18 protein-coding genes are annotated in these 20059 nt (G+C 63.1%); 3 read left to right on the top strand and 15 right to left on the bottom strand.

All coding sequences use genetic code 11. The features are described 5' to 3' along the window. Nucleotides 1-40 precede the first annotated feature (40 nt). Nucleotides 41-598, top strand: coding sequence for an NADPH-dependent FMN reductase (locus NP534_RS13630; protein WP_274099045.1), 558 nt, complete (start codon nt 41-43; stop codon nt 596-598). A gap of 37 nt (nt 599-635) precedes the next feature. Here the strand turns inward: NP534_RS13630 and NP534_RS13625 are convergent, their stop codons facing one another. The 15 genes from NP534_RS13625 to NP534_RS13555 all read right to left on the bottom strand — a co-directional run bounded on the left by NP534_RS13625 (nt 636) and on the right by NP534_RS13555 (nt 18830). Continuing rightward, the gene (locus tag NP534_RS13625) at nt 636-2687 is read right to left on the bottom strand and encodes a TonB-dependent receptor family protein (protein WP_274099044.1); all 2052 of its coding nucleotides are present in this window, start codon (nt 2685-2687) and stop codon (nt 636-638) included. A gap of 127 nt (nt 2688-2814) precedes the next feature. Then, entirely contained in the window at nt 2815-4284 is a 1470-nt protein-coding gene (nuoN, locus tag NP534_RS13620; RefSeq protein WP_033699194.1) for an NADH-quinone oxidoreductase subunit NuoN, read from the bottom strand. 7 nt (nt 4285-4291) lie between these two features. Beyond that, the gene (gene nuoM / locus NP534_RS13615; RefSeq protein WP_274099043.1) at nt 4292-5824 is read right to left on the bottom strand and encodes an NADH-quinone oxidoreductase subunit M; all 1533 of its coding nucleotides are present in this window, start codon (nt 5822-5824) and stop codon (nt 4292-4294) included. A 40-nt stretch (nt 5825-5864) separates the two neighbouring features. After that, the gene (gene nuoL / locus NP534_RS13610; protein WP_033699189.1) at nt 5865-7718 is read right to left on the bottom strand and encodes an NADH-quinone oxidoreductase subunit L; all 1854 of its coding nucleotides are present in this window, start codon (nt 7716-7718) and stop codon (nt 5865-5867) included. Beyond that, complete coding sequence (gene nuoK, locus NP534_RS13605) at nt 7715-8023, bottom strand: NADH-quinone oxidoreductase subunit NuoK (RefSeq protein ID WP_003251446.1); 309 nt, start codon at nt 8021-8023, stop codon at nt 7715-7717. The genes nuoL and nuoK overlap by 4 nt, the downstream gene beginning before the upstream one ends. A 3-nt stretch (nt 8024-8026) precedes the next feature. Beyond that, nucleotides 8027-8527 carry an NADH-quinone oxidoreductase subunit J gene (gene nuoJ, locus NP534_RS13600; protein ID WP_012313764.1) on the bottom strand — a complete coding sequence of 167 codons (501 nt, stop codon included), beginning with the start codon at nt 8525-8527 and terminating at the stop codon, nt 8027-8029. 10 nt (nt 8528-8537) lie between these two features. After that, on the bottom strand, nt 8538-9086 hold the full coding sequence (nuoI, locus tag NP534_RS13595; protein ID WP_027592814.1) for an NADH-quinone oxidoreductase subunit NuoI: 549 nt from the start codon (nt 9084-9086) through the stop codon (nt 8538-8540). 11 nt (nt 9087-9097) lie between these two features. Beyond that, nucleotides 9098-10105, bottom strand: a complete 1008-nt coding sequence (nuoH, locus tag NP534_RS13590; RefSeq protein WP_012273297.1) for an NADH-quinone oxidoreductase subunit NuoH — start codon at nt 10103-10105, stop codon at nt 9098-9100. Further along, nucleotides 10102-12816 (bottom strand): NADH-quinone oxidoreductase subunit NuoG, encoded by a 2715-nt coding sequence (gene nuoG, locus NP534_RS13585; protein ID WP_274099042.1) that lies wholly within the window; start codon nt 12814-12816, stop codon nt 10102-10104. The genes nuoH and nuoG overlap by 4 nt, the downstream gene beginning before the upstream one ends. A gap of 132 nt (nt 12817-12948) precedes the next feature. Continuing rightward, nucleotides 12949-14328, bottom strand: coding sequence for an NADH-quinone oxidoreductase subunit NuoF (gene nuoF / locus NP534_RS13580; RefSeq protein ID WP_033699184.1), 1380 nt, complete (start codon nt 14326-14328; stop codon nt 12949-12951). Further along, the gene (gene nuoE, locus NP534_RS13575) at nt 14325-14822 is read right to left on the bottom strand and encodes an NADH-quinone oxidoreductase subunit NuoE (protein ID WP_027592810.1); all 498 of its coding nucleotides are present in this window, start codon (nt 14820-14822) and stop codon (nt 14325-14327) included. The genes nuoF and nuoE overlap by 4 nt, the downstream gene beginning before the upstream one ends. A gap of 2 nt (nt 14823-14824) precedes the next feature. Further along, entirely contained in the window at nt 14825-16606 is a 1782-nt protein-coding gene (gene nuoC, locus NP534_RS13570) for an NADH-quinone oxidoreductase subunit C/D (protein WP_274099041.1), read from the bottom strand. A gap of 79 nt (nt 16607-16685) precedes the next feature. Further along, complete coding sequence (locus tag NP534_RS13565; protein ID WP_012313769.1) at nt 16686-17363, bottom strand: NuoB/complex I 20 kDa subunit family protein; 678 nt, start codon at nt 17361-17363, stop codon at nt 16686-16688. Between the two features lie 10 nt (nt 17364-17373). Next, nucleotides 17374-17787 (bottom strand): NADH-quinone oxidoreductase subunit A, encoded by a 414-nt coding sequence (locus NP534_RS13560; protein ID WP_003251427.1) that lies wholly within the window; start codon nt 17785-17787, stop codon nt 17374-17376. A 353-nt stretch (nt 17788-18140) separates the two neighbouring features. Continuing rightward, nucleotides 18141-18830, bottom strand: coding sequence for a lysoplasmalogenase (locus NP534_RS13555; RefSeq protein WP_274099040.1), 690 nt, complete (start codon nt 18828-18830; stop codon nt 18141-18143). Between the two features lie 516 nt (nt 18831-19346). On the opposite strand from NP534_RS13555, the gene NP534_RS13550 reads away from it, so the two are divergent. After that, nucleotides 19347-19589: a hypothetical protein gene (locus NP534_RS13550; protein ID WP_274099039.1), complete on the top strand. Its 243-nt coding sequence runs from the start codon at nt 19347-19349 to the stop codon at nt 19587-19589. Nucleotides 19590-19744: 155 nt separating this feature from the next. Beyond that, nucleotides 19745-20008: a DUF3077 domain-containing protein gene (locus NP534_RS13545; protein ID WP_274099038.1), complete on the top strand. Its 264-nt coding sequence runs from the start codon at nt 19745-19747 to the stop codon at nt 20006-20008. Nucleotides 20009-20059: the final 51 nt, after the last annotated feature.

The raw sequence follows: 20059 nt of genomic DNA, 5'->3' as shown, positions 1-20059 counted from the left end.
AACTACAACGTCTCTTAGCCAGCAAAGGTTGGAAATCGCCATGAGCCAGGTGTATTCGGTAGCGGTCGTCGTCGGCAGCTTGCGCAAGGATTCCTACAACCGCAAGGTAGCCCGCGCACTTTCGGAGCTGGCGCCGTCCAGCCTTGCCTTGAAGATCGTCGAGATTGGTGACCTGCCCTTGTATAACGAGGACGTCGAGGCCAACGCACCTGAGCCCTGGCAGCGCTTTCGCGAGCAGATCCGCGGCAGTGATGCGGTGCTGTTCGTCACGCCGGAGTACAACCGTTCGGTGCCGGGTTGCCTGAAAAACGCCATCGACGTCGGCTCGCGGCCCTATGGTCAAAGCGCCTGGAGCGGCAAACCGGCTGCGGTGGTGAGTGTGTCGCCGGGGGCGATTGGCGGTTTTGGCGCCAACCATGCCGTGCGCCAGTCGCTGGTGTTTCTCGACATGCCCTGCATGCAGATGCCTGAGGCGTACCTCGGTGGCGCGGCCAACCTGTTCGAGGATTCGGGGAAGCTCAACGACAAGACTCGGCCGTTTCTGCAGGCCTTTGTCGACAAGTTCGCCACGTGGGTGAAGTTGAACAGGGCGGTTTGAGGGTGATGGCAATGGGCCGCACAGCGGCCCCGGCCGTTTATCGGAAGCTGTAGGACACCCCTGCATAGACCGCAAACCCTTCGCCCGGCGTCGACCGGGCGATGTCCTGCCCGCCATCGTTGTAACCCGGTGTCACTGTCGCGGCATAGCGCTTGTTGGTCAGGTTGCGCAGGTCCAGCCAGGTCTGCCAGTCCTGTTTCGGTGAGTCCCAACCCAGGCGTGCCCCCAGCAAGGCATAGGCGTCGGCGTGGTAACTGTTGGCATAGTCGACCTGCACCTTGGAGGCCATCTGCGTGTTGACTCCGGCATAAAACCCGCTCGGCCAGTCATAGCGCAACTCGGCCTGGTAGTAATGCATGGGGATGCCAGGCAAGCGGTTGTCAGCGAAGGTGTCATCGTCGCGGTAGTGGAAATCACTGAAGGTGTAGGCCTGGCGCAGGCTCAGCTTGCCCCTGCCGGCTTGCTCCCACAAGGTGCTGTCCAGGCCCGCCTCGACACCTTGGTGCACGGTGGCGCTGGCATTGTATTCTTTGGCCGGCAGGCCCTGCACGATTTCCACGGCCAGCAGTTCGTGGCGCACTTGCGAGTAATACCACGCCAGGTCCCAGCGCCCCAGCGCAGAGTCGCCGCGTGCGCCCAGTTCAAGCGTGGTGGCTGTCTGGTTCTGCATTTCGACAGGTTGTGTCGCAGCCGTGGCGCTCCAGATCAGCGACCACGGGTGCGGTGGCTCGACGGACCGGCTCAGGTTGCCATAGACCTGCAGGTGCGGGTTGATGTCATAGCGCAGGCCCAGGCGCGGCGCGTAGTCCCAGTCATGCTGGCTGACCTTGCCGCCGGTGGCAGGGTAGCTGACGTCACTTTCACGTCGGGTATAGATCATCGCCAGGCCCGTGGTCAGCCACAAATCAGGGATCAGCTCCAGATCGTTGCCGACATGCAGCACGGTATCCGAGCCCTGGTAGCTGAAGTCGCGGCTGCGCGCGCCGAAGTTGTCACCGCTGGTGCGGGCAAATTGCGAGGCACCGCTGTTGGGCAGGTGTTTGGTGGTTCGCCAGCCCACGGTGGTCTTGCTCTCGTGGCCCAGCAGGGTATCGCGGCGCAGGTAGTTCAGGGTGCCGCTGACATCGGTGTAGGCCACCTTGAGGCGCATTGGGCCTTCGCGCAGGTCCATCGGGAAGTCGTGATAGACCAGCCCGGCTTCTACCCGGGCATCGTCCTCAAGGTAGAAGGTGGTCTTGTTGGCCACCCAGGTGCTGCCCGGTTGCGGCCGGCTGTCGTCGCGGGCCAGGTACGCCGCGTTGGCGGCACGCGGGTCGTGCTTGATCTGGTCCTTGGTCAGGCGCCCGGCCAGGTCGTTCTCGGTTTCGCGGTAGCGCAGGTAGAAACGCGTTTCCAGGTTCGGGTTGAACCGGTAGCCGACATTGGCGGCGATACCCTTGGCGCTGCCACTGCTGTGCGCCTGATAGCCGTCGTATTCCGAGTCGGTCAGCGCCACGTAGTAATCGAGGTTGCCCAGCACCTGGCCAGAACTGATGTGCCGATGCTGGTAGCCGCGGCTACCGACCTCGTAGCGCACCTGCAGTGGCGCGGCATCGTAACCGGTGTGGGTGACATAGTTGATGGCACCCCCCAGAGCCAGGGCGCCCTGATCGAAGCCATTGGCCCCGCGCAGTACCTCGGCGCGGCTCAGCCATAGCGGCTCGAACAGCTCATAGGGGGTGCCGCCGGGGCCGGTCAGCGGCAAGCCGTCGAACATCGTGTAGACCCCGGAGCCGTGCGCCCCTGGAGCGCGGTTGATGCCCGAGCCACGGATCGACAGCTTGATGCCATCGTTGCCCGCCGACTGGGCGAACACCCCAGGTTGGTAGGCCAGCACATCCTGATTGCTGGCGACCCGGCCTTGCCCCACGCGGTTCATGTCCACCAGATTGCTGGCGCCAGGGATTTCCCGAAGGTGCTCGGCGGCGGCCTCCAGCTCGGTCTGTCGCTGATCTTCGATCAACACTTGGTCGAGTTCGACGCGGCCTGTGGCCTGGGTGGCGCTGGAGACCAACAGGGCCAGCAAGGAGAGGGGGAGGGTAGGGCGCATGGCAAGGGCTTCCAGATCGATAAGCGGGAATCTGACGCTGCAAGTGTCAGACGAAGCACAGCTTTCGTTCTGTAGTCCTGAAAAAGAACAACCCCGCCGAGGCGGGGTTGTTCAGGATCGCTGAAGGTCAGCCGATCAGTTGCAGGCCCGCCTGCTGAACCATTTCCAGCAGCGGTTGCGGGTACACACCGAGCACGAAGGCCAGGATCGCGATAGCCAGCAGCATGACGCCGCCAGTGCGCTGTTCCCACTTCAGCGGAGCGTCGTGGCGACGCAGGTTCGGCTCGACCAGGTACAGGGTGACCATGACGCGCAGGTAGTAGTAAACGCCGATGGCGCTACCGATCACCAGGGCACCGACCAGCCACCACAGGTGCGACTCGACGCCGGTGGCGATGATGTAGAACTTGCCGATGAAGCCCGCAGTCAGCGGGATACCGGCCAGCGACAGCATCATCACGGTCAGTACCGCAGTCAGGTACGGGCGGCGCCAGAACAGGCCGCGGTACTCGTACAGGGCATCGGCGTCACGGCCGCCGTAAGGCGAGGACATCAGCGTGATGACACCGAAGGCGCCAAGGCTGGTGATCACGTAGGTGACCAGGTACACGCCCATGGCTTCCAGGGCCAGGCCCTTGCTGGCGACCAGGGCGATCACCAGGTAGCCGAAGTGGGCGATGGACGAGTAACCGAGCAGGCGCTTGAGGTTGCTCTGGGTCAGTGCCAGCAGGTTACCGACCAGGATCGAGGCAACTGCGATCACCGCCAGTACGGTGCTCAGCACGCCGCTGCTGGCAGCAGGGGAGAGCATGAACAGGCGCACGACCACGGCGAACACCGCCACCTTGCTCGCGGTGGCCAGGAACGCGGCAACCGGGGCCGGGGCGCCTTCGTACACGTCCGGGGTCCACAGGTGGAAGGGGACCAGCGACAGCTTGAAGGCCAGGCCGACCAGCATCATGCCCAGGCCCAGTTGCGCAACCAGGCTTGGCATGTTGGTGGCTGCCAGGGCTTTGCCGATCTGGTCGAAGCTCAGGCTGCCTGCATCGGCGTACAGCAGTGCCATGCCGAACAGCAGGAAGGCCGAACCTGCGGCCGACAGCACCATGTACTTGATGCCGGCTTCCAGCGAGCGCTTGTTGAAGAAGGCGTACGCCACCAGGCCGTAAACCGGCACAGACAGCAGCTCCAGGCCGATGAACAGGCCGGCCAGGTGGTTGGCGCTGACCAGCACCAGGCCACCGAGGGCCGACATCAGCAGCAGCAGGTACAGCTCTTCGCGGTTGCCCGGGAAGCCCTTGGAGCCTTCGCCGAGGTAGGCGTGGGCGAGGGTGACGCAAGCCAGCGTGGCCACCAGGATGATCGCCATGTACAGGCAGGCGAACTTGTCGATGGTGATCAGCGAGGTGACCGCCAGCGGTGCAACCTTGAGGGCCGGCAGAATCGACAGCAGGGCCAGGTTAAGGCCCACGGTGGACAGCAGGAAGGTCTGCGAGTGGTTGCGCTTCCAGGCGATCGCCAGCATCACCACCACCGTGGTGATGGTGGTGATCAGCATCGGCGCCAATGCGATGAAGTGTTGAGTGGTGAATTCCATAGCGCTCTTACCGGGCCGAAGCGAGTTGAGTGAAAGCGGAACCAAGCCACTGCTGCACACCGCTCATGGTGGCGGCAGAAGTGTCGAGGAACGGCTGCGGGTACACGCCAAGCACGATCAGCAGCACCGCCAGGCCCAGCACCATGATCAGCTCGCGGCCGTCCATGCCGGCCAGCACGGTGTCGCTCTTGCTTGGGCCGAAGTAGGCACGGTGGATCATGATCAGCGAGTAGACCGAGCCGAAGACCAGGCCGGTGGTGGCGATCACGGTGATCCATGGCACGCTGGCGAAGCTGCCGATCAGGATCAGGAACTCGCCGACGAAGTTGCCGGTGCCTGGCAGGCCCAGCGATGCGGCGGCGAAGAACAGGCTGATCGCAGGCAGGTAGGCGATGCGGTGCCACAGGCCACCCATTTGACGCATGTCACGGGTGTGCAGGCGCTCGTACAGCTGGCCGGACAGGATGAACAGTGCGGCGGCCGACAGGCCGTGGGCCAGCATCTGGATCACCGCGCCTTGCAGGGCTTGCTGGCTGCCGGAGTAGATACCGATCAGCACGAAGCCCATGTGCGAGACGCTGGAGAAGGCGATCAGGCGCTTGATGTCGGTTTGCGCGAAGGCCAGGAAGGCACCGTAGAAGATACCGATCAGGCCCAGGCTCATGGCGATCGGCGCAAACTCTGCCGAAGCGTTCGGGAACAGCGGCAGGGCGAAGCGCAGCAGGCCGTAGGCCGCAGTCTTCAACAAGATACCCGCCAGGTCCACGGAACCTGCGGTTGGCGCCTGGGCGTGCGCATCAGGCAACCAGGAGTGGAACGGCACCACTGGCAGCTTGACCGCGAAGGCGATGAAGAAGCCCAGCATCAGCACGTACTCGACGCCAGGTGGCAGCTCGGCCTTGAGCAGGTCGCTGTAGTTGAAGGTGAGCACGCCGGTGGTGTTGTAGTTGACCAGCACCAGGCCAAGGATCGCCACCAGCATGATCAGGCCGCTGGCCTGGGTGAAGATGAAGAACTTGGTCGCGGCGTAGATCCGGGTCTTCTTGCCGTCCGCCGAGCTGTGACCCCAGAGCGCGATGAGGAAATACATCGGCACCAGCATCATTTCCCAGAAGAAGAAGAACAGGAACAGGTCCAGGGCCAGGAACACACCGACCACGCCGCCGAGGATCCACATCAGGTTGAGGTGGAAGAAGCCGACGTGGCGCTGGATCTCTTTCCAGGAGCACAGTACCGACAGCACACCGAGCAGGCCGGTGAGCAGGATCATCAGCAGCGACAGGCCATCGAGGGCCAGGTGGATGCTGATGCCGAAGCGCTTGATCCACTCGACTTTGTATTCGAGTGCCCAGGCAGGTTCGGCACCCGGCGCAGGCGCCAGGGTGTAGTCGCCGGTGCCCCACAGGTACAGGCCGATGCCGAGCAACAGGGACATGGTCAGCAGCGCGATCCAGCGCGGCAGGGTGGCGCCGAAGCGCTCACCCAGCCAGCACAGGAAGCCGCCGATGAAGGGGATCAGGATCAGCCAAGGCAAAATCATGACGGGTTGGTTTCCTTTGGCAAAGTCGCAAGATTCATAGTCATACCGCAGCTACTACCACAGCACCGAGCACCAGCACGGCGCCGACGGCGATCGAGGCGGTGTACCAGCGCAGTTGGCCGGTCTCGGTCTTGCTCATGGCGACGTGGCCGCCACGTGCCATCCGAGGGATCAGGCCGATGCTGCGGTCTACCGGGTCCTTGCGCAGGATGTGGCAGATCAGCAGGTAGGGTTTGACGAAGAGCTTGTCGTAGATCCAGTCGAAGCCCCAGGCGGCGAACCACCAGGCCGACAGGACACGGCCGATGCCGCTGTTGGCGATCGCGCTGACGAAGCGGCGCTTGCCCAGGAACAGCAGGGCTGACAGCAGGATACCGGCGATGGCGATGGCGCCCGAGGCGATCTCCAGCGAGTGCTTGGCGTCACCACCGGCGTGGCCGGCGCTTTCAGGCAGCACGCCTGCCAGCGGTGGGGTGATCCAGGCGCCGACGAAGGTCGACAGCACGATCAGCACGCCCAGTGGCAGCCAGTGGCTGATGCCGTGGCCGGCGTGGGCTTCGGTCTTGGCTTCGCCGTGGAAGGCGATGAAGATCAGGCGGAAGGTGTACAGCGAGGTCATGAACGCACCGACCAGGCCGGCGTACAGCAGGCCGGTATTGCCGCTGGCGAAGGCTTCCCAGAGGATCTCGTCCTTGGAGTAGAAGCCCACGGTCACGATCGGCAGGGCCGCCAGGGCGGCGCCACCGACCACGAAGCTGGCGTAGGCCAGCGGCAGCTTCTTCCACAGGCCGCCCATCTTGAAGATGTTCTGCTCGTGGTGGCAGGCAACGATCACCGCACCGGACGCAAGGAACAGCAGGGCCTTGAAGAAGGCGTGGGTCATCAGGTGGAAGATCGCCGCGTCCCAGGCACCCACGCCCAGGGCCAGGAACATGTAGCCGATCTGGCTCATGGTCGAGTAGGCGAGGATACGCTTGATGTCGGTCTGTACCAGCGCGGCGAATCCGGCCAGCACCAGGGTCACACCACCGACCACACCCACCAGGTGCAGGATGTCCGGGGCCAGCAGGAACAGGCCGTTGGTACGGGCGATCAGGTACACGCCCGCGGTCACCATGGTTGCCGCGTGGATCAGTGCCGAAACCGGGGTCGGGCCTGCCATCGCGTCGGCCAGCCAGGTCTGCAAGGGCAGCTGGGCCGATTTACCGACCGCGCCACCCAGCAGCATCAGGGTCGCCAGCACCATCCAGGTGTCGCCCGCCTGGAACTTCTGCGGTGCCAGCACCAGCAGTTCCTGAACGTTCAGGGTACCCAGCTGGGCGAACAGGATGAACAGGCCGATGGCCATGAACACGTCGCCGATGCGGGTGACGATGAAGGCCTTGAGTGCCGCGTTACCGTTGTTGCGGTTGCTGTAGTAGAAACCGATCAACAGGTACGAGCACAGGCCCACGCCTTCCCAGCCGAAGTAGATGAACAGCAGGTTATCGCCCAGGATCAGGAACAGCATGCTGGCGATGAACAGGTTGGTGTACGAGAAGAAGCGCGAGTAACCGGCTTCGCCACGCATGTACCAGGACGCGAACAGGTGGATCAGGAAGCCCACGCCAGTGACTACGCCGAGCATGGTGACCGACAGGCCGTCCAGGTGCAGGGTGAAGGTCGGCGCGAAGCCGTCCACCGACATCCACTGCCACAGCAGCTGGCTGTACGCGCCGCCTTCAGGCGGTGCGACGTTGAATTGCCAGATGACGTAGGCGGCCGTCGCGGCCGAGAGGCCGACCGAGCCGACGCCGATCAGGGCGGACAGGTTCTCCGAGAACCGCCCGCGCGAGAACGACAGCAGCAGGAAGCCGATCAGGGGGAAGACGAAAGTCAGGAAGAGAAGGTTCATCCGCGCATCTCACTGGCAGCATCGATGTCGAGAGTGTGGAAGCGGCGATACAGCTGCAGCAGGATGGCCAGGCCAATGCTGGCCTCGGCGGCTGCCAGGCTGATCACCAGAATGAACATCACCTGGCCGTCGGGCTGGACCCAACGGGCACCGGCGACGACGAACGCCAGGGCAGAGGCGTTCATCATGACTTCCAGGCTCATGAGCACGAAGAGGATGTTGCGGCGGACCATCAGGCCAACCAGACCTAAGCAGAACAGGATGCCGGCGACCGCCAGACCATGCTCGAGAGGGATAGCACCCATGATTTACTCCTTCGCCTCGTTGCGGCCCAGGTGGAAGGCGGTGACGGCTGCGGCGAGCAGCAGCATCGAAGCCAGTTCGACCACCAGCAGGTACGGGCCGAACAGGCTGATGCCCACTTCTTTCGGGCCCACGGTGGTGCCGCTGATGCCGGCACCGCTCGGGGTGACGAACAGCACGTACAGCAGCTCCAGCAGCAGCAGGGTGCCCAGTATCACCGGCCCCGCCCATATGCCGGGCTTGAGCCAGCCGCGTTCCTGGGCGACCGAGGCCGGCCCCAGGTTGAGCATCATCACCACGAACACGAACAGCACCATGATGGCGCCAGCGTAGGCGATCACTTCCAGGGCGCCGGCAAACGGCGCACCGAGGGCGAAGAAGATCATTGCCACGGAAATCAGCGAAATGATCAGGTAGAGCAGGGCGTGCACGGGGTTGGTGCCGGTTACCACCCGAAGGGTGGAGACCACGGCGATCCCGGATGCGAAGTAGAAAGCGAATTCCATCTTTCTGTCCTTATGGGAGCAAGCTCTTCACGTTGATCGGCTCGGCCTCGTTCTGCGCAGAGCCCTTCGGCTTGCCAGCGATTGCCATACCCGCAACACGGTAGAAGTTGTAGTCAGGGTTCTTGCCGGGGCCGGAGATCAGCAGATCTTCTTTCTCGTACACCAGGTCCTGACGCTTGAACTCGGCCATTTCGAAATCCGGAGTCAGCTGGATCGCGGTGGTCGGGCACGCTTCCTCGCACAGGCCGCAGAAGATGCAACGCGAGAAGTTGATGCGGAAGAACTCAGGGTACCAACGGCCGTCCTCGGTCTCGGCCTTCTGCAGCGAGATGCAGCCGACCGGGCAGGCCACCGCGCAGAGGTTGCACGCCACGCAGCGCTCCTCGCCGTCGGGGTCGCGGGTGAGGACGATGCGGCCGCGATAGCGCGGCGGCAGGTACACAGCTTCTTCCGGGTACTGCAGGGTGTCGCGCTTGCGGAACCCGTGGGAGAACACCATTGCCAGGCTGCGCAGCTGAGTGCCGGTGCCTTTAACGATGTCGCCGATATATTTGAACATGGGTCAAATCCTCACTGGGCCGCGACGGCTGGCGTGTTGTAAAGCACGATCGCAGCGGTCACCAGCAAATTGATCAGGGTCAGCGGCAGGCAGAACTTCCAGCTGAAGTCCATCACCTGGTCATAGCGTGGGCGCGGGATCGAGGCGCGCAGCAGGATGAACAGCATGATGAAGAACGCGGTTTTCAGCGCGAACCACAGGAACGGCACCTGCGGCAGGATGCCGAACGGGCCGTGCCAGCCGCCGAAGAACAGGGTCACCAGCAGCGCCGAGATGAGGATGATGCCGATGTACTCACCGACGAAGAACATGCCCCATTTCATGCCGGCATACTCGATGTGGTAGCCGTCGGCCAGTTCCTGTTCCGCTTCTGGCTGGTCGAACGGGTGACGGTGAGTCACGGCAACGCCAGCGATGAAGAAGGTGCAGAAGCCGAAGAACTGCGGAATGATGAACCACAGGTTCTGGGCCTGGTATTCAACGATGTCGCGCATGTTGAACGAACCCACCTGCACCACCACGCCCATCAGCGCCAGGCCCAGGAACACCTCGTACGAAACGGTCTGTGCCGACGCCCGCAGGCTGCCCAGCAAGGCGTACTTGTTGTTCGACGACCAACCGGCGAACAGTACGGCGTATACCGACAGGCCAGCCATGGCGAAGAAGAACAGCAGGCCGATGTTCAGGTCGGCAACGCCCCAGCCGGGTGTGATCGGGATGATCGAGAAGCCGATCAGCAGCGCGCTCATGGCCACGACCGGCGCCAGGGTGAAAATCATCTTGTCGACGAAGGGCGGGTTCCAGTCTTCCTTGAAGAACATCTTCAGCATGTCGGCGGCGATCTGGAACATGCCGAACGGGCCGACACGGTTAGGACCGTAGCGATCCTGCCACCAGCCCAGCAGGCGGCGCTCGACGAAGCTGAGCAGGGCGCCGCAGACCACTACGGCCAGCAGCACCACGATAGCCTTGACGACCTGGATGATCACATCGATCACTTCGGGGGTGAACCAGCTCATTGTGCTGCCTCCTGCAGGCCTTCTACGGGTGCACCGAAGATGGCAGGCGGAATGCCAGCCAGGCCTTTCGGCAGCGCGACCAGGCCTGCGCCCAGCTCTTCATTGATACGCAGCGGCAGGCGCAGGGCCACGCCAGCCACGTTCAGGCTCAGCAGCGCACCTTCGTTGACACCCAGGCGGTCGGCTTCGGACTTGGCCAGGCCGACGTAGGCGGCCGGAATACGCGTTTGCACCGGGGCGGCGCGCGAGGAGCTTTCTTCGCTGCCGAACAGGTGGAAGAACGGTACTGCAGTCCAGGTGCCGCGGGCCGGGTTGAAGGCGCCCGGGATGGCGTTGAACCAGTTCAGGCGATCGCCTTGCGATTCGATCAGGCGCACGCCCGGGTCACCGGCACGCAGGTGGCCACCGACCTCGTCCTGGAACTTGTTCCAGGCTTGCGGCGAGTTCCAGCCCGGCGACCAGGCGAACGGCACTTGCTGGCGCGGTTCGGCGGAGCCCGAGTAGCCTTCCATCGAGAAGGCGAACGCGGTGTCCTTGTCTTGCGGGGTGCGTGGCTCGTGCACGCTGATGTTGGCGCGCATGGCGGTACGGCCGGAGTAGCGCAGCGGCTCACGGGCAAGCTTCATGCCCTTGATGCGGAAGGCGGCGCTTGGCGCAGCGTTGACGATGCCGGCCAGTTGCGGGGCGGCTTCGGCGCAGGCGCTGGTGACGTGGTCCAACTGGGTCCAGTCGACCGGCTTGTTCAGCAGGGTGGCACGCAGGGCGTGCATCCAGCGCCAGCCTTCGTGGACCAGGATGCTGCTGTCCAGGTACTGCGGGTCGAACACCTGGAAGAAGCGCTGGGCACGGCCTTCCTGGCTGACCAGGGTACCGTCGCCTTCGGCGAACGAGGCCGCCGGCAGCACCAGGTGGGCGCGCTCCAGGGTCGCGGTGTGGGAGTGATCGGCGACGATCACCACCTTGGCTGCGGCCAGGGCAGCATCGACCTTGGCGGCCGCTACGCGGGTGTACAGGTCGTTTTCGACGATCACGATGGCGTCGGCCTTGCCGCTGATGACCGCATCCAGCGCGGCATCGACGGACTCACCGCCCAGCATGGCCAGGCCGAGGCTGTTGGCCTCAGGCACAACCAGGCTCAGCGAACCGTTCTTGTCGCGCAGCTTCAGGGCCTTGGCGATGTTGGCGGCGGCTTCGATCAGGGCAGGGTCGGCCAGCGAAGTACCGGCAACCACCAGCGGGCGCTTGGCCGCGACCAGGGCGTCGGCGATGCGCTGGGCCAGGGCCTTGGCTTCGTCGTCCAGGCCAGCAACGGCCGGGGCGCTCGGGTCGATGGCGTGGGCCACGGCGAAACCGATGCGGGCCAGGTCGGCGGGGGCTGCGTGCACGCATTCTTCGGCAACGTCGTCCAGCTTGGTTTCAGCCAGGGACGCGATGAACAGCGGGTACAGCGCGTGCTGGCCGATGTTCTTCACCGCAGCGTCCAGCCAAGGCTGCACTTTCATCGCCTCGGCCATGGCTTCGGCCTTGCCTTTGGTGGCCTGGCGTACGGCCAGGGCAACACGGGCGGCGGTCTGGGTCAGGTCTTCACCGAGCACGAACACCGCGTCGTGGTCTTCGATGTCACGCAGGGTCGGCACGGGCAGCGGGCTGTTGTTCAGCACGTTCAGGGCCAGGCGTACGCGGGCCAGTTCGCCTGCTTCCATGCCGGAGTAGAAGTACTCGGCGCCGACCAGCTCACGCAGGCCGTAGTTGCTTTCGAGGCTGGCGCGCGGCGAGCCGATGCCGACGATGGTGCGGCCGCGCAGCAGATCGGCGGCCTTGTCCAGGGCGGCGTCCAGGCTCAGCTTGGTGCCATCGGCCAGGCGTGGCTGGCGTGGGCGGTCGGTGCGGTTGACGTAGCCATAGCCGAAGCGGCCACGGTCGCACAGGAAGTACTGGTTGACCGAGCCGTTGAAGCGGTTCTCGATCCGACGCAGTTCACCGTAGCGCTCGCCCGGGCTGATGTTGCAGCCGCTGGAGCAGCCGTGGCAGATGCTTGGAGCAAACTGCATGTCCCACTTGCGGTTGTAGCGCTCGGAGTGGGTCTTGTCGGTGAACACACCGGTCGGGCAGACCTCGGTCAGGTTGCCGGAGAATTCGCTCTCCAGCACGCCGTCTTCAACGCGGCCGAAGTACACGTTGTCGTGGGCGCCGTAGACACCCAGGTCGGTGCCGCCTGCGTAGTCCTTGTAGTAACGCACGCAGCGGTAGCAGGCGATGCAGCGGTTCATCTCGTGGGCGATGAACGGGCCGAGGTCCTGGTTCTGGTGGGTACGCTTGGTGAAACGGTAGCGGCGCTCGTTGTGGCCGGTCATTACCGTCATGTCCTGCAGGTGGCAGTGACCGCCTTCCTCGCACACGGGGCAGTCGTGCGGGTGGTTGGTCATCAGCCATTCGACGACGCTGGCGCGAAACGCCTTGGACTCGTCATCTTCGATGGAGATCCAGGTGTCGTCGGAGGCAGGGGTCATGCAGGACATGACGATACGACCACGGGTGTCGTTCTCGTCGGTGTACTGCTTGACCGCACATTGCCGGCAGGCGCCAACGCTACCAAGCGCCGGGTGCCAGCAGAAATAAGGGATGTCGAGGCCGAGCGACAGACACGCCTGTAACAGGTTGTCTGCACCGTTGACTTCGAGCGCTTTGCCGTCTACGTGGATAGTGGCCATTGTTCAAAGTTCTTCGTTGGCCCGCGTGAGCGGGCGTGGCTAATGGAAATCTGTATGCCTGCGGCCCGCCTCGAATTGTTCGGGCCGGCCTGCAGGCTGGCGGGTGGCACGGACCACCCGCAGCTCATCTTGTTATGCGCCGACCACGATCGGCCCGCTCGGCACTGGCTTGGCCAGGTTCGGGCGCAGGGTGTCGGCAGCACTGGCTGGGGCGACACCGGCCTCGAATTCGGAGCGGAAGTATTTGATGGCACTGCCCAAGGGCTCGACGGCACCCGGTGCGTGAGCACAGAAGGTGCGGCCTGGGCCGAGGAAGTTGACCAGACCCAGCAGGGTCTCGATGTCTTCGGCGCGGCCCTGGCCGTTTTCCAGCGCGCGCAGCATCTTCACGCTCCACGGCAGGCCGTCACGGCAAGGGGTGCACCAGCCGCACGATTCGCGGGCGAAGAACTCTTCCATGTTGCGCAGCAGCGAGACCATGTTGACGCTGTCGTCGACCGCCATGGCCAGGCCCGTACCCATACGGGTGCCGACCTTGGCGATGCCGCCGGCGTACATCTGGGCGTCGAGGTGCTCGGGCAGCAGGAAGCCGGTACCGGCGCCGCCTGGCTGCCAGCACTTGAGCTTGAAGCCGTCGCGCATGCCACCGGCGTAGTCTTCGAACAGCTCGCGGGCGGTGACGCCGAACGGCAGTTCCCACAGGCCCGGGTTCTTCACCTTGCCGGAGAAGCCCATCAGCTTGGTGCCGTGGTCCTCGCTGCCTTCGCGGGCCAGCGACTTGTACCAGTCGTTGCCGTTGGCGACGATGGCCGGGACGTTGCACAGGGTCTCGACGTTGTTCACGCAGGTCGGCTTGCCCCACACGCCAACGGCGGCAGGGAAGGGTGGCTTGGAGCGTGGGTTGGCGCGGCGGCCTTCGAGCGAGTTGATCAGTGCGGTTTCTTCACCGCAGATGTAGCGACCGGCGCCGGTGTGCACGAACAGCTCGAAGTCGAAGCCCGAACCGAGGATGTTCTTGCCCAGCAGGCCTGCGGCCTTGGCTTCGTCGATGGCGCGGTTGAGGTTCTTCGCTGCGGTGGTGTATTCGCCACGCAGGAAGATGTAGCCGCGGTAGGCCTTCAGGGCGCGGGCGCTGATCAGCATGCCCTCGACCAGCAGATGGGGCTGTTGCTCCATCAGCATGCGGTCCTTCCAGGTGTTCGGCTCCATTTCGTCCGCGTTGCACAGCAGGTAGCGGATGTTCATGGATTCGTCTTTGGGCATCAGGCCCCACTTCACGCCAGTGGGGAAGCCCGCACCGCCACGGCCCTTGAGGCCGGAGTCCTTGACGGCCTGGACGATGTCGTCCTGCGACATCTGCGCCAGTGCCTTGCGGGCAGCGGCGTAGCCGTTCTTGGATTCGTACTCGGCAAGCCATACCGGCTCGCCGTCGTCACGCAGGCGCCAGGTCAGTGGGTGGGTTTCGGCCGAACGCGCGATGCGGTTGGCCGGGCCGAAGGAAGTAATGGTCATACGTAACCCTCCAGCAGTTTGGAAACGCCAGTCGGCTGCACGTCGCCAAAGGTGTCGTCGTCGATCATCAGCGCCGGGGCCTTGTCGCAGTTGCCCAGGCAGCACACCGGCAGCAGGGTGAAACGCCCGTCTGCGGTGGTCTGGCCGAGGCCGATGCCCAGTTCGCTCTGGATCTGGCTGACCACGGACTCGTGGCCGCCGATGTAGCAGACCATGCTGTCGCACACGCGGATGATGTGGCGGCCGACCGGCTGGCGGAAGATCTGGCTGTAGAAGGTGGCCACGCCTTCGACGTCACTGGCAGGGATGCCCAGCACTTCGCCGATGGCGTGAATGGCGCCGTCCGGCACCCAGCCACGTTCCTTCTGGACGATCTTCAAGGCTTCGATGGACGCCGCGCGCGGGTCCTCGTAGTGATGCATCTCGTGCTCGATGGCCGAGCGCTCGGTTTCGCTCAGGGCGAAACGGTCTGTCTGGATAAGCGTGCTGTTCATGCTTAGCGGTCCACGTCAGCCATAACGAAGTCGATACTGCCCAGGTACGCAATGAGGTCGGCGACCATGCTGCCTTTGATCACCGAAGGGATCTGCTGCAGGTGCGGGTAGCTCGGGGTGCGGATCCGGGTGCGGTAGCTCATGGTGCCGCCATCGCTCGTCAGGTAGTAACTGTTGATGCCCTTGGTCGCTTCGATCATCTGGAACGACTCGTTGGCCGGCATGACCGGGCCCCACGAGACTTGCAGGAAGTGCGTGATCAAGGTTTCGATGTGCTGCAGGGTGCGCTCTTTCGGCGGCGGCGTGGTCAGCGGGTGATCCGCCTTGTACGGGCCTTCCGGCATGTTGCGCAGGCACTGGTCGATGATGCGGATACTCTGGCGCATCTCTTCGACACGGACCATGCAGCGATCGTAGGCATCGCCGTTGTGGGCCAGCGGCACTTCAAACTCGAAGTTCTCGTAGCCGGAGTAAGGGCGCGCTTTACGCAGGTCGAAGTCGCAACCGGTGGAACGCAGGCCGGCACCGGTAGTGCCCCATTCCAGCGCTTCCTTGGTGTTGTACGCGGCAACGCCGACGGTACGGCCCTTGAGGATGCTGTTCTGCAGGGCGGCCTTGGTGTACTCGTCGAGGCGCTTGGGCAGCCAGTCGACGAAGTCCTTGACCAGCTTGTCCCAGCCGCGCGGCAGGTCGTGGGCGACGCCACCGATGCGGTACCAGGCCGGATGCAGGCGGAAACCGGTGATCGCTTCGATCACGGTGTAGGCGCGCTGGCGGTCGGTGAAGGTGAAGAACACCGGGGTCATGGCGCCGACGTCCTGGATGTAGGTACCCAGGAACAGCAGGTGGCTGGTGATGCGGAAGAACTCGGCGAGCATGATGCGAATCACGTCGACCTTCTGCGGCACCTTGATGCCGGCCAGTTTTTCCACCGCCAGTACGTACGGCAGGTTGTTCATCACCCCGCCGAGGTAGTCGATACGGTCGGTGTAGGGGATGAAGCTGTGCCAGGACTGGCGCTCGGCCATCTTCTCGGCACCACGGTGGTGGTAGCCGATGTCCGGCACGCAGTCGACGATCTCTTCACCGTCCAGTTGCAGGACGATACGGAACGCACCGTGGGCAGACGGGTGGTTGGGGCCCAGGTTGAGGAACATGTAGTCCTCGTTGGCGCCCTGACGCTTCATGCCCCAGGCTTCCGGGTTGAAGCGTGCCGATTCCTCTTCAAGCTGCTGCTTGGCCAGGGTCAGGCTGTAGGGGTCGAACTCGGTGGCACGGGCTGGGTAGTCCTTGCGCAGCGGGTGTCCTTCCCAGGTGGGCGGCATCATGATGCGGCTCAGGTGTGGGTGGCCGGCAAAGTCGATGCCGAACATGTCCCAGACTTCGCGCTCGTACCAGTTGGCGTTTGGCCAGATGCCGGTCACGGTCGGCAGGTTCAAGTCGCCTTCGCTGAGCGACACCTTGATCATCACGTCGCTGTTACGCTCGATCGACATCAGGTGGTAGAACACGCTGAAGTCGGCGGCCGGCAGGCCACGGCGCTGGGTGCGCAGACGCTCGTCGACGCCATGCAGGTCATACAGCATGCTGTAAGGCTTGGCGACACCGCGCAGGAAGCTGAGCACCTCTTTGAGCTGGGCGCGCTTGACCCACAGCACGGGCATGCCGGTGCGGGTTTCCTGGGCGACGAATGCTTCGGCGCCAAAACGGTTGTTCAGTTCGACGACCACATCCTGGTCGTCAGCCTTGTAGGGCGGAATGAAAATAGCGTTGTCCGCTGTCATGGTCTCGGTCGCTTTGGGTCAACGTTAAGAATGAAGCCAGGCCGCCGGCTCCTTGGGGAGCGGGCGGCAGGTCGCTGGATCAGACTTCGTCGGGGCTGCGCAGGTTGGTTACTGCAATGCGCTGCTCACGACGCAGGTCTTTCTGGGCTGGCATCTCGGCACGGTAAATACCTTGATCACCAACAACCCAGGAAAGCGGGCGTCGTTCTTGGCCGATCGACTCCTGCAGCAGCATCAAGCCTTGCAGGAAAGCCTCAGGGCGTGGCGGGCAGCCAGGCACATAGACATCCACGGGGAGGAACTTGTCGACCCCCTGAACGACCGAGTAGATGTCGTACATGCCACCGGAGTTGGCACACGAACCCATGGAGATGACCCACTTCGGCTCGAGCATCTGCTCGTACAGGCGCTGAATGATCGGCGCCATCTTGATGAAGCAGGTACCGGCGATGACCATGAAGTCGGCCTGACGCGGCGAGGCCCGGATGACTTCGGCGCCGAAGCGGGCGATGTCGTGGGGCGCCGTGAAGGCCGTGGTCATTTCCACGTAGCAGCAGGACAGGCCGAAGTTGTACGGCCACAGGGAGTTCTTGCGACCCCAGTTGACCGCGCCACGCAGCACATCTTCGAGTTTCCCCATGTAGATGTTCTTGTGGACCTGGTCCTCTAGCAGCTGATCGGTGACGGTTTCCCGTTCACCGACCGGGTACTGCTCGTTGGGCGCATCCGGATCGATTCTGGTGAGATTGTATTGCATTGCCAAAGCCTCATTGTTTCAGCTTCGCTTGCCGCTTGCGGCGACCTTCGGGAGCCCAATCAAGTGCCCCGACGCGCCAAAGGTAGACAAGACCTGCCAACAGAATTGCTATGAAAACGAGCGCTTCGACGAACCCGGTCCAGCCGCTTTCGCGGACGGACACAGACCATGCAAAGAGAAAGAGGGCTTCGATATCGAAGATCACGAACAGCATCGCGACCAGATAGAATTTTGCAGACAGGCGCAGGCGGGCGCTGCCGACGGGCAGCATGCCGGATTCGAAGGGTTCGTTCTTGGCGCGGCCCCAGGCCTTGCTACCGAGCAGGCTGGACAGGCCGAGCATGAAGGCGCACAGGCCGACGACACCCAAAAGGAAGATGGCAAAGCCCCAGTTGTGGGCGATGAGTCCTGCCGAATCGGACATGCTAGAGATCCTTATACAGAGACCCAGCTCTGCAGTCTGAAATAAGTAGAGCGGCGACTTGGTGTCGCACGTGCAGTGACCAAATGTCGCAGCTGAATCAATCGCGCTGATTTTATGGGTAAACCCGGTGCAAGTAAAATTTCTGTCGCAAATTTATTCGTAGGATTAAGAACAAAAGGCACTCGTAAATGGCTGAAAGCCTTGATATTCGGGCATTGCGTGTGGTTTTGTTAATTATGTTTCTTGCGACTGGTAACGAATTACAAGTTTCGGAATGATAATTAATATCATTTGACCTGATGCCATGTAATTTGGCTGTTCTGTACCTTGTAAAGTTCATCTGGCGAGTCCCCCTACTTGCAAATGCGAAAGACTCCTGTTCTAGCAGCTTCCGACACTGCGCGCACGCTCTGGGTCAATACTTTATCGGTTGAGCGGTGACTGGCTGATGAAGCAATCGCCCACTGGCCGAGCCAGTAGGTGAGGATGATCAGGTACGGCGCGGCGGCGAGCGGGCTGACGAAGCGGTCGATGCCGATCAGGCTGTCCGAGAGCACGAACAGGCCGGCGCCGATTGCGGCCAGCCCGCCACAGACCAGGGCGCGCCAGAGCATGGCGCTGATGGCCAGGGCGTACAACGCGACAGGGACCAGCAACGGGCCGAGGCCGTGGCTGGCAAGTACGCCCAGCAGCACGATGCCGGTGATGGCGCTGGCTATCAGAGCGGGCAGGGCGGGGCGCAGGATGATGCCGCAATAGGCGCGCAGGTAGGCCAGGTGGGCACACAGGAAGGCGCCCAGGCCAAACACGAACAGGTCGGCGGGGACAGCCAGCAGTATGTCGCCGACGACCGAGAAACCCAGGCCGATCGAGATCCACCTGCCATACGGTGTGGCGGGGGCGCCGCGCAGCCAGGCGATAAGCGCCAGGACGGGAACGGGCTTGGCCAGCAGGGCGAGCAGGGTGTTGTCGCTGGCCAGTGCATATATATAGAGGGCGGCGGCGGCCAGGGCCAGAATCATCAGGTGGCTTGGACGAGGCATGGGCGGTCCTTGCTGCTGTGCTGCCTCTAGCATAGACCTGATCCTGGGGTTTGTTGGTGATGCCTTTGGATTGTGTTAGGGCTGGCATGGGCTTGGCGAAAGGAATGCGGCGCCTGTGAGATCGAGCGCCGCCCGCGCGGCGCTCGATCTGCGCAACACCACAAAATTCAAACCGGTCACCTCGCCGCCCTGACGCAATCGCGCTTAGAACACCTTAAATGTCGGATTTAACCCCTTCCTTGTAGGCCATTTCCCAAACATACTCCTGCCGCGCATTTTCCGTTGCCGCTGCTCTGGCAGCGCTCTAGTCTCGGCCTGTCGTTGCTCATCAACGATACAGCTTTGACAGGCTGTGACGGTAAATCGTATGCGGTTCGCCATTATGGCGGCTGTACGTGCGGGCACGCTTGCGTGCGCCGGAACTTTACGATTTCCGCCGGTCTGTCAACCCACGTACAGCTGCCACCCAACTGTTTGACAGCAGGCAGGAGGCGGCACCGATAACGGTAAATCGAAATGTTGAAAGTCGTTCCAGACCCACCCCACAACCCCCATTCCCTCGAAGACACCCTGATCCAGGCCACCGACTACGCACTATGCGCGGCCACCGTGGTGCATCAGGCGTTGCTGCTTCAGCCCAGATCACCGGCATCGATCCTGATGATGACCTCGATGCACGAACTGGAGGCGCTAAGGGCTTTGCTTGAGTCGGCCTGGGTTCAGGTGCAGATGCCCGTAGAGCCCAGGACTTCGCACTAAGGCTGCTTAATGTGTTGTGAGGGCCGGCCCCTTCGCGGGTAAACCCGCTCCCACAGGATCACCACAGGCTTCAAGACGTGCACAGTATCTGTGGGAGCGGGCGTGCCCGCGAAAGGGCCGGCCCAGGCATTAGAGAATTTTCAGGGAATTGAACAATGACAACAGAAGACACCCAGCTCACCGTCGGCAAGACCACTTTCAATCAAGGCGAAAACGGCACCCATCCACTGTTCCGCATCGAACCCGGCATCCCCTGTCGGGACGCCCGCGAGCAGTCGTCGGAGTTGATGGGCTATGTCCGTGAGCTAACCATCACTGGCCTGATGGAAGAGAAGCCCATGATGATCTGGGCTGCTCACTACCTGAGTGCAATGGCCAAGGCGCTGATGGATGACGCAGAACTGGGCATGAAGCACTGACATACCGCAGGCCTGCACGATCCCCCCTGTAGGAGCGGCCTTGTGTCGCGA

Source organism: Pseudomonas sp. 39004 (assembly GCF_028682155.1).
Classification (GTDB): domain Bacteria; phylum Pseudomonadota; class Gammaproteobacteria; order Pseudomonadales; family Pseudomonadaceae; genus Aquipseudomonas; species Aquipseudomonas capeferrum.
Note: the sequence above shows the minus strand (reverse complement) of the source record. Positions and strands in the feature narration are given on the sequence as shown.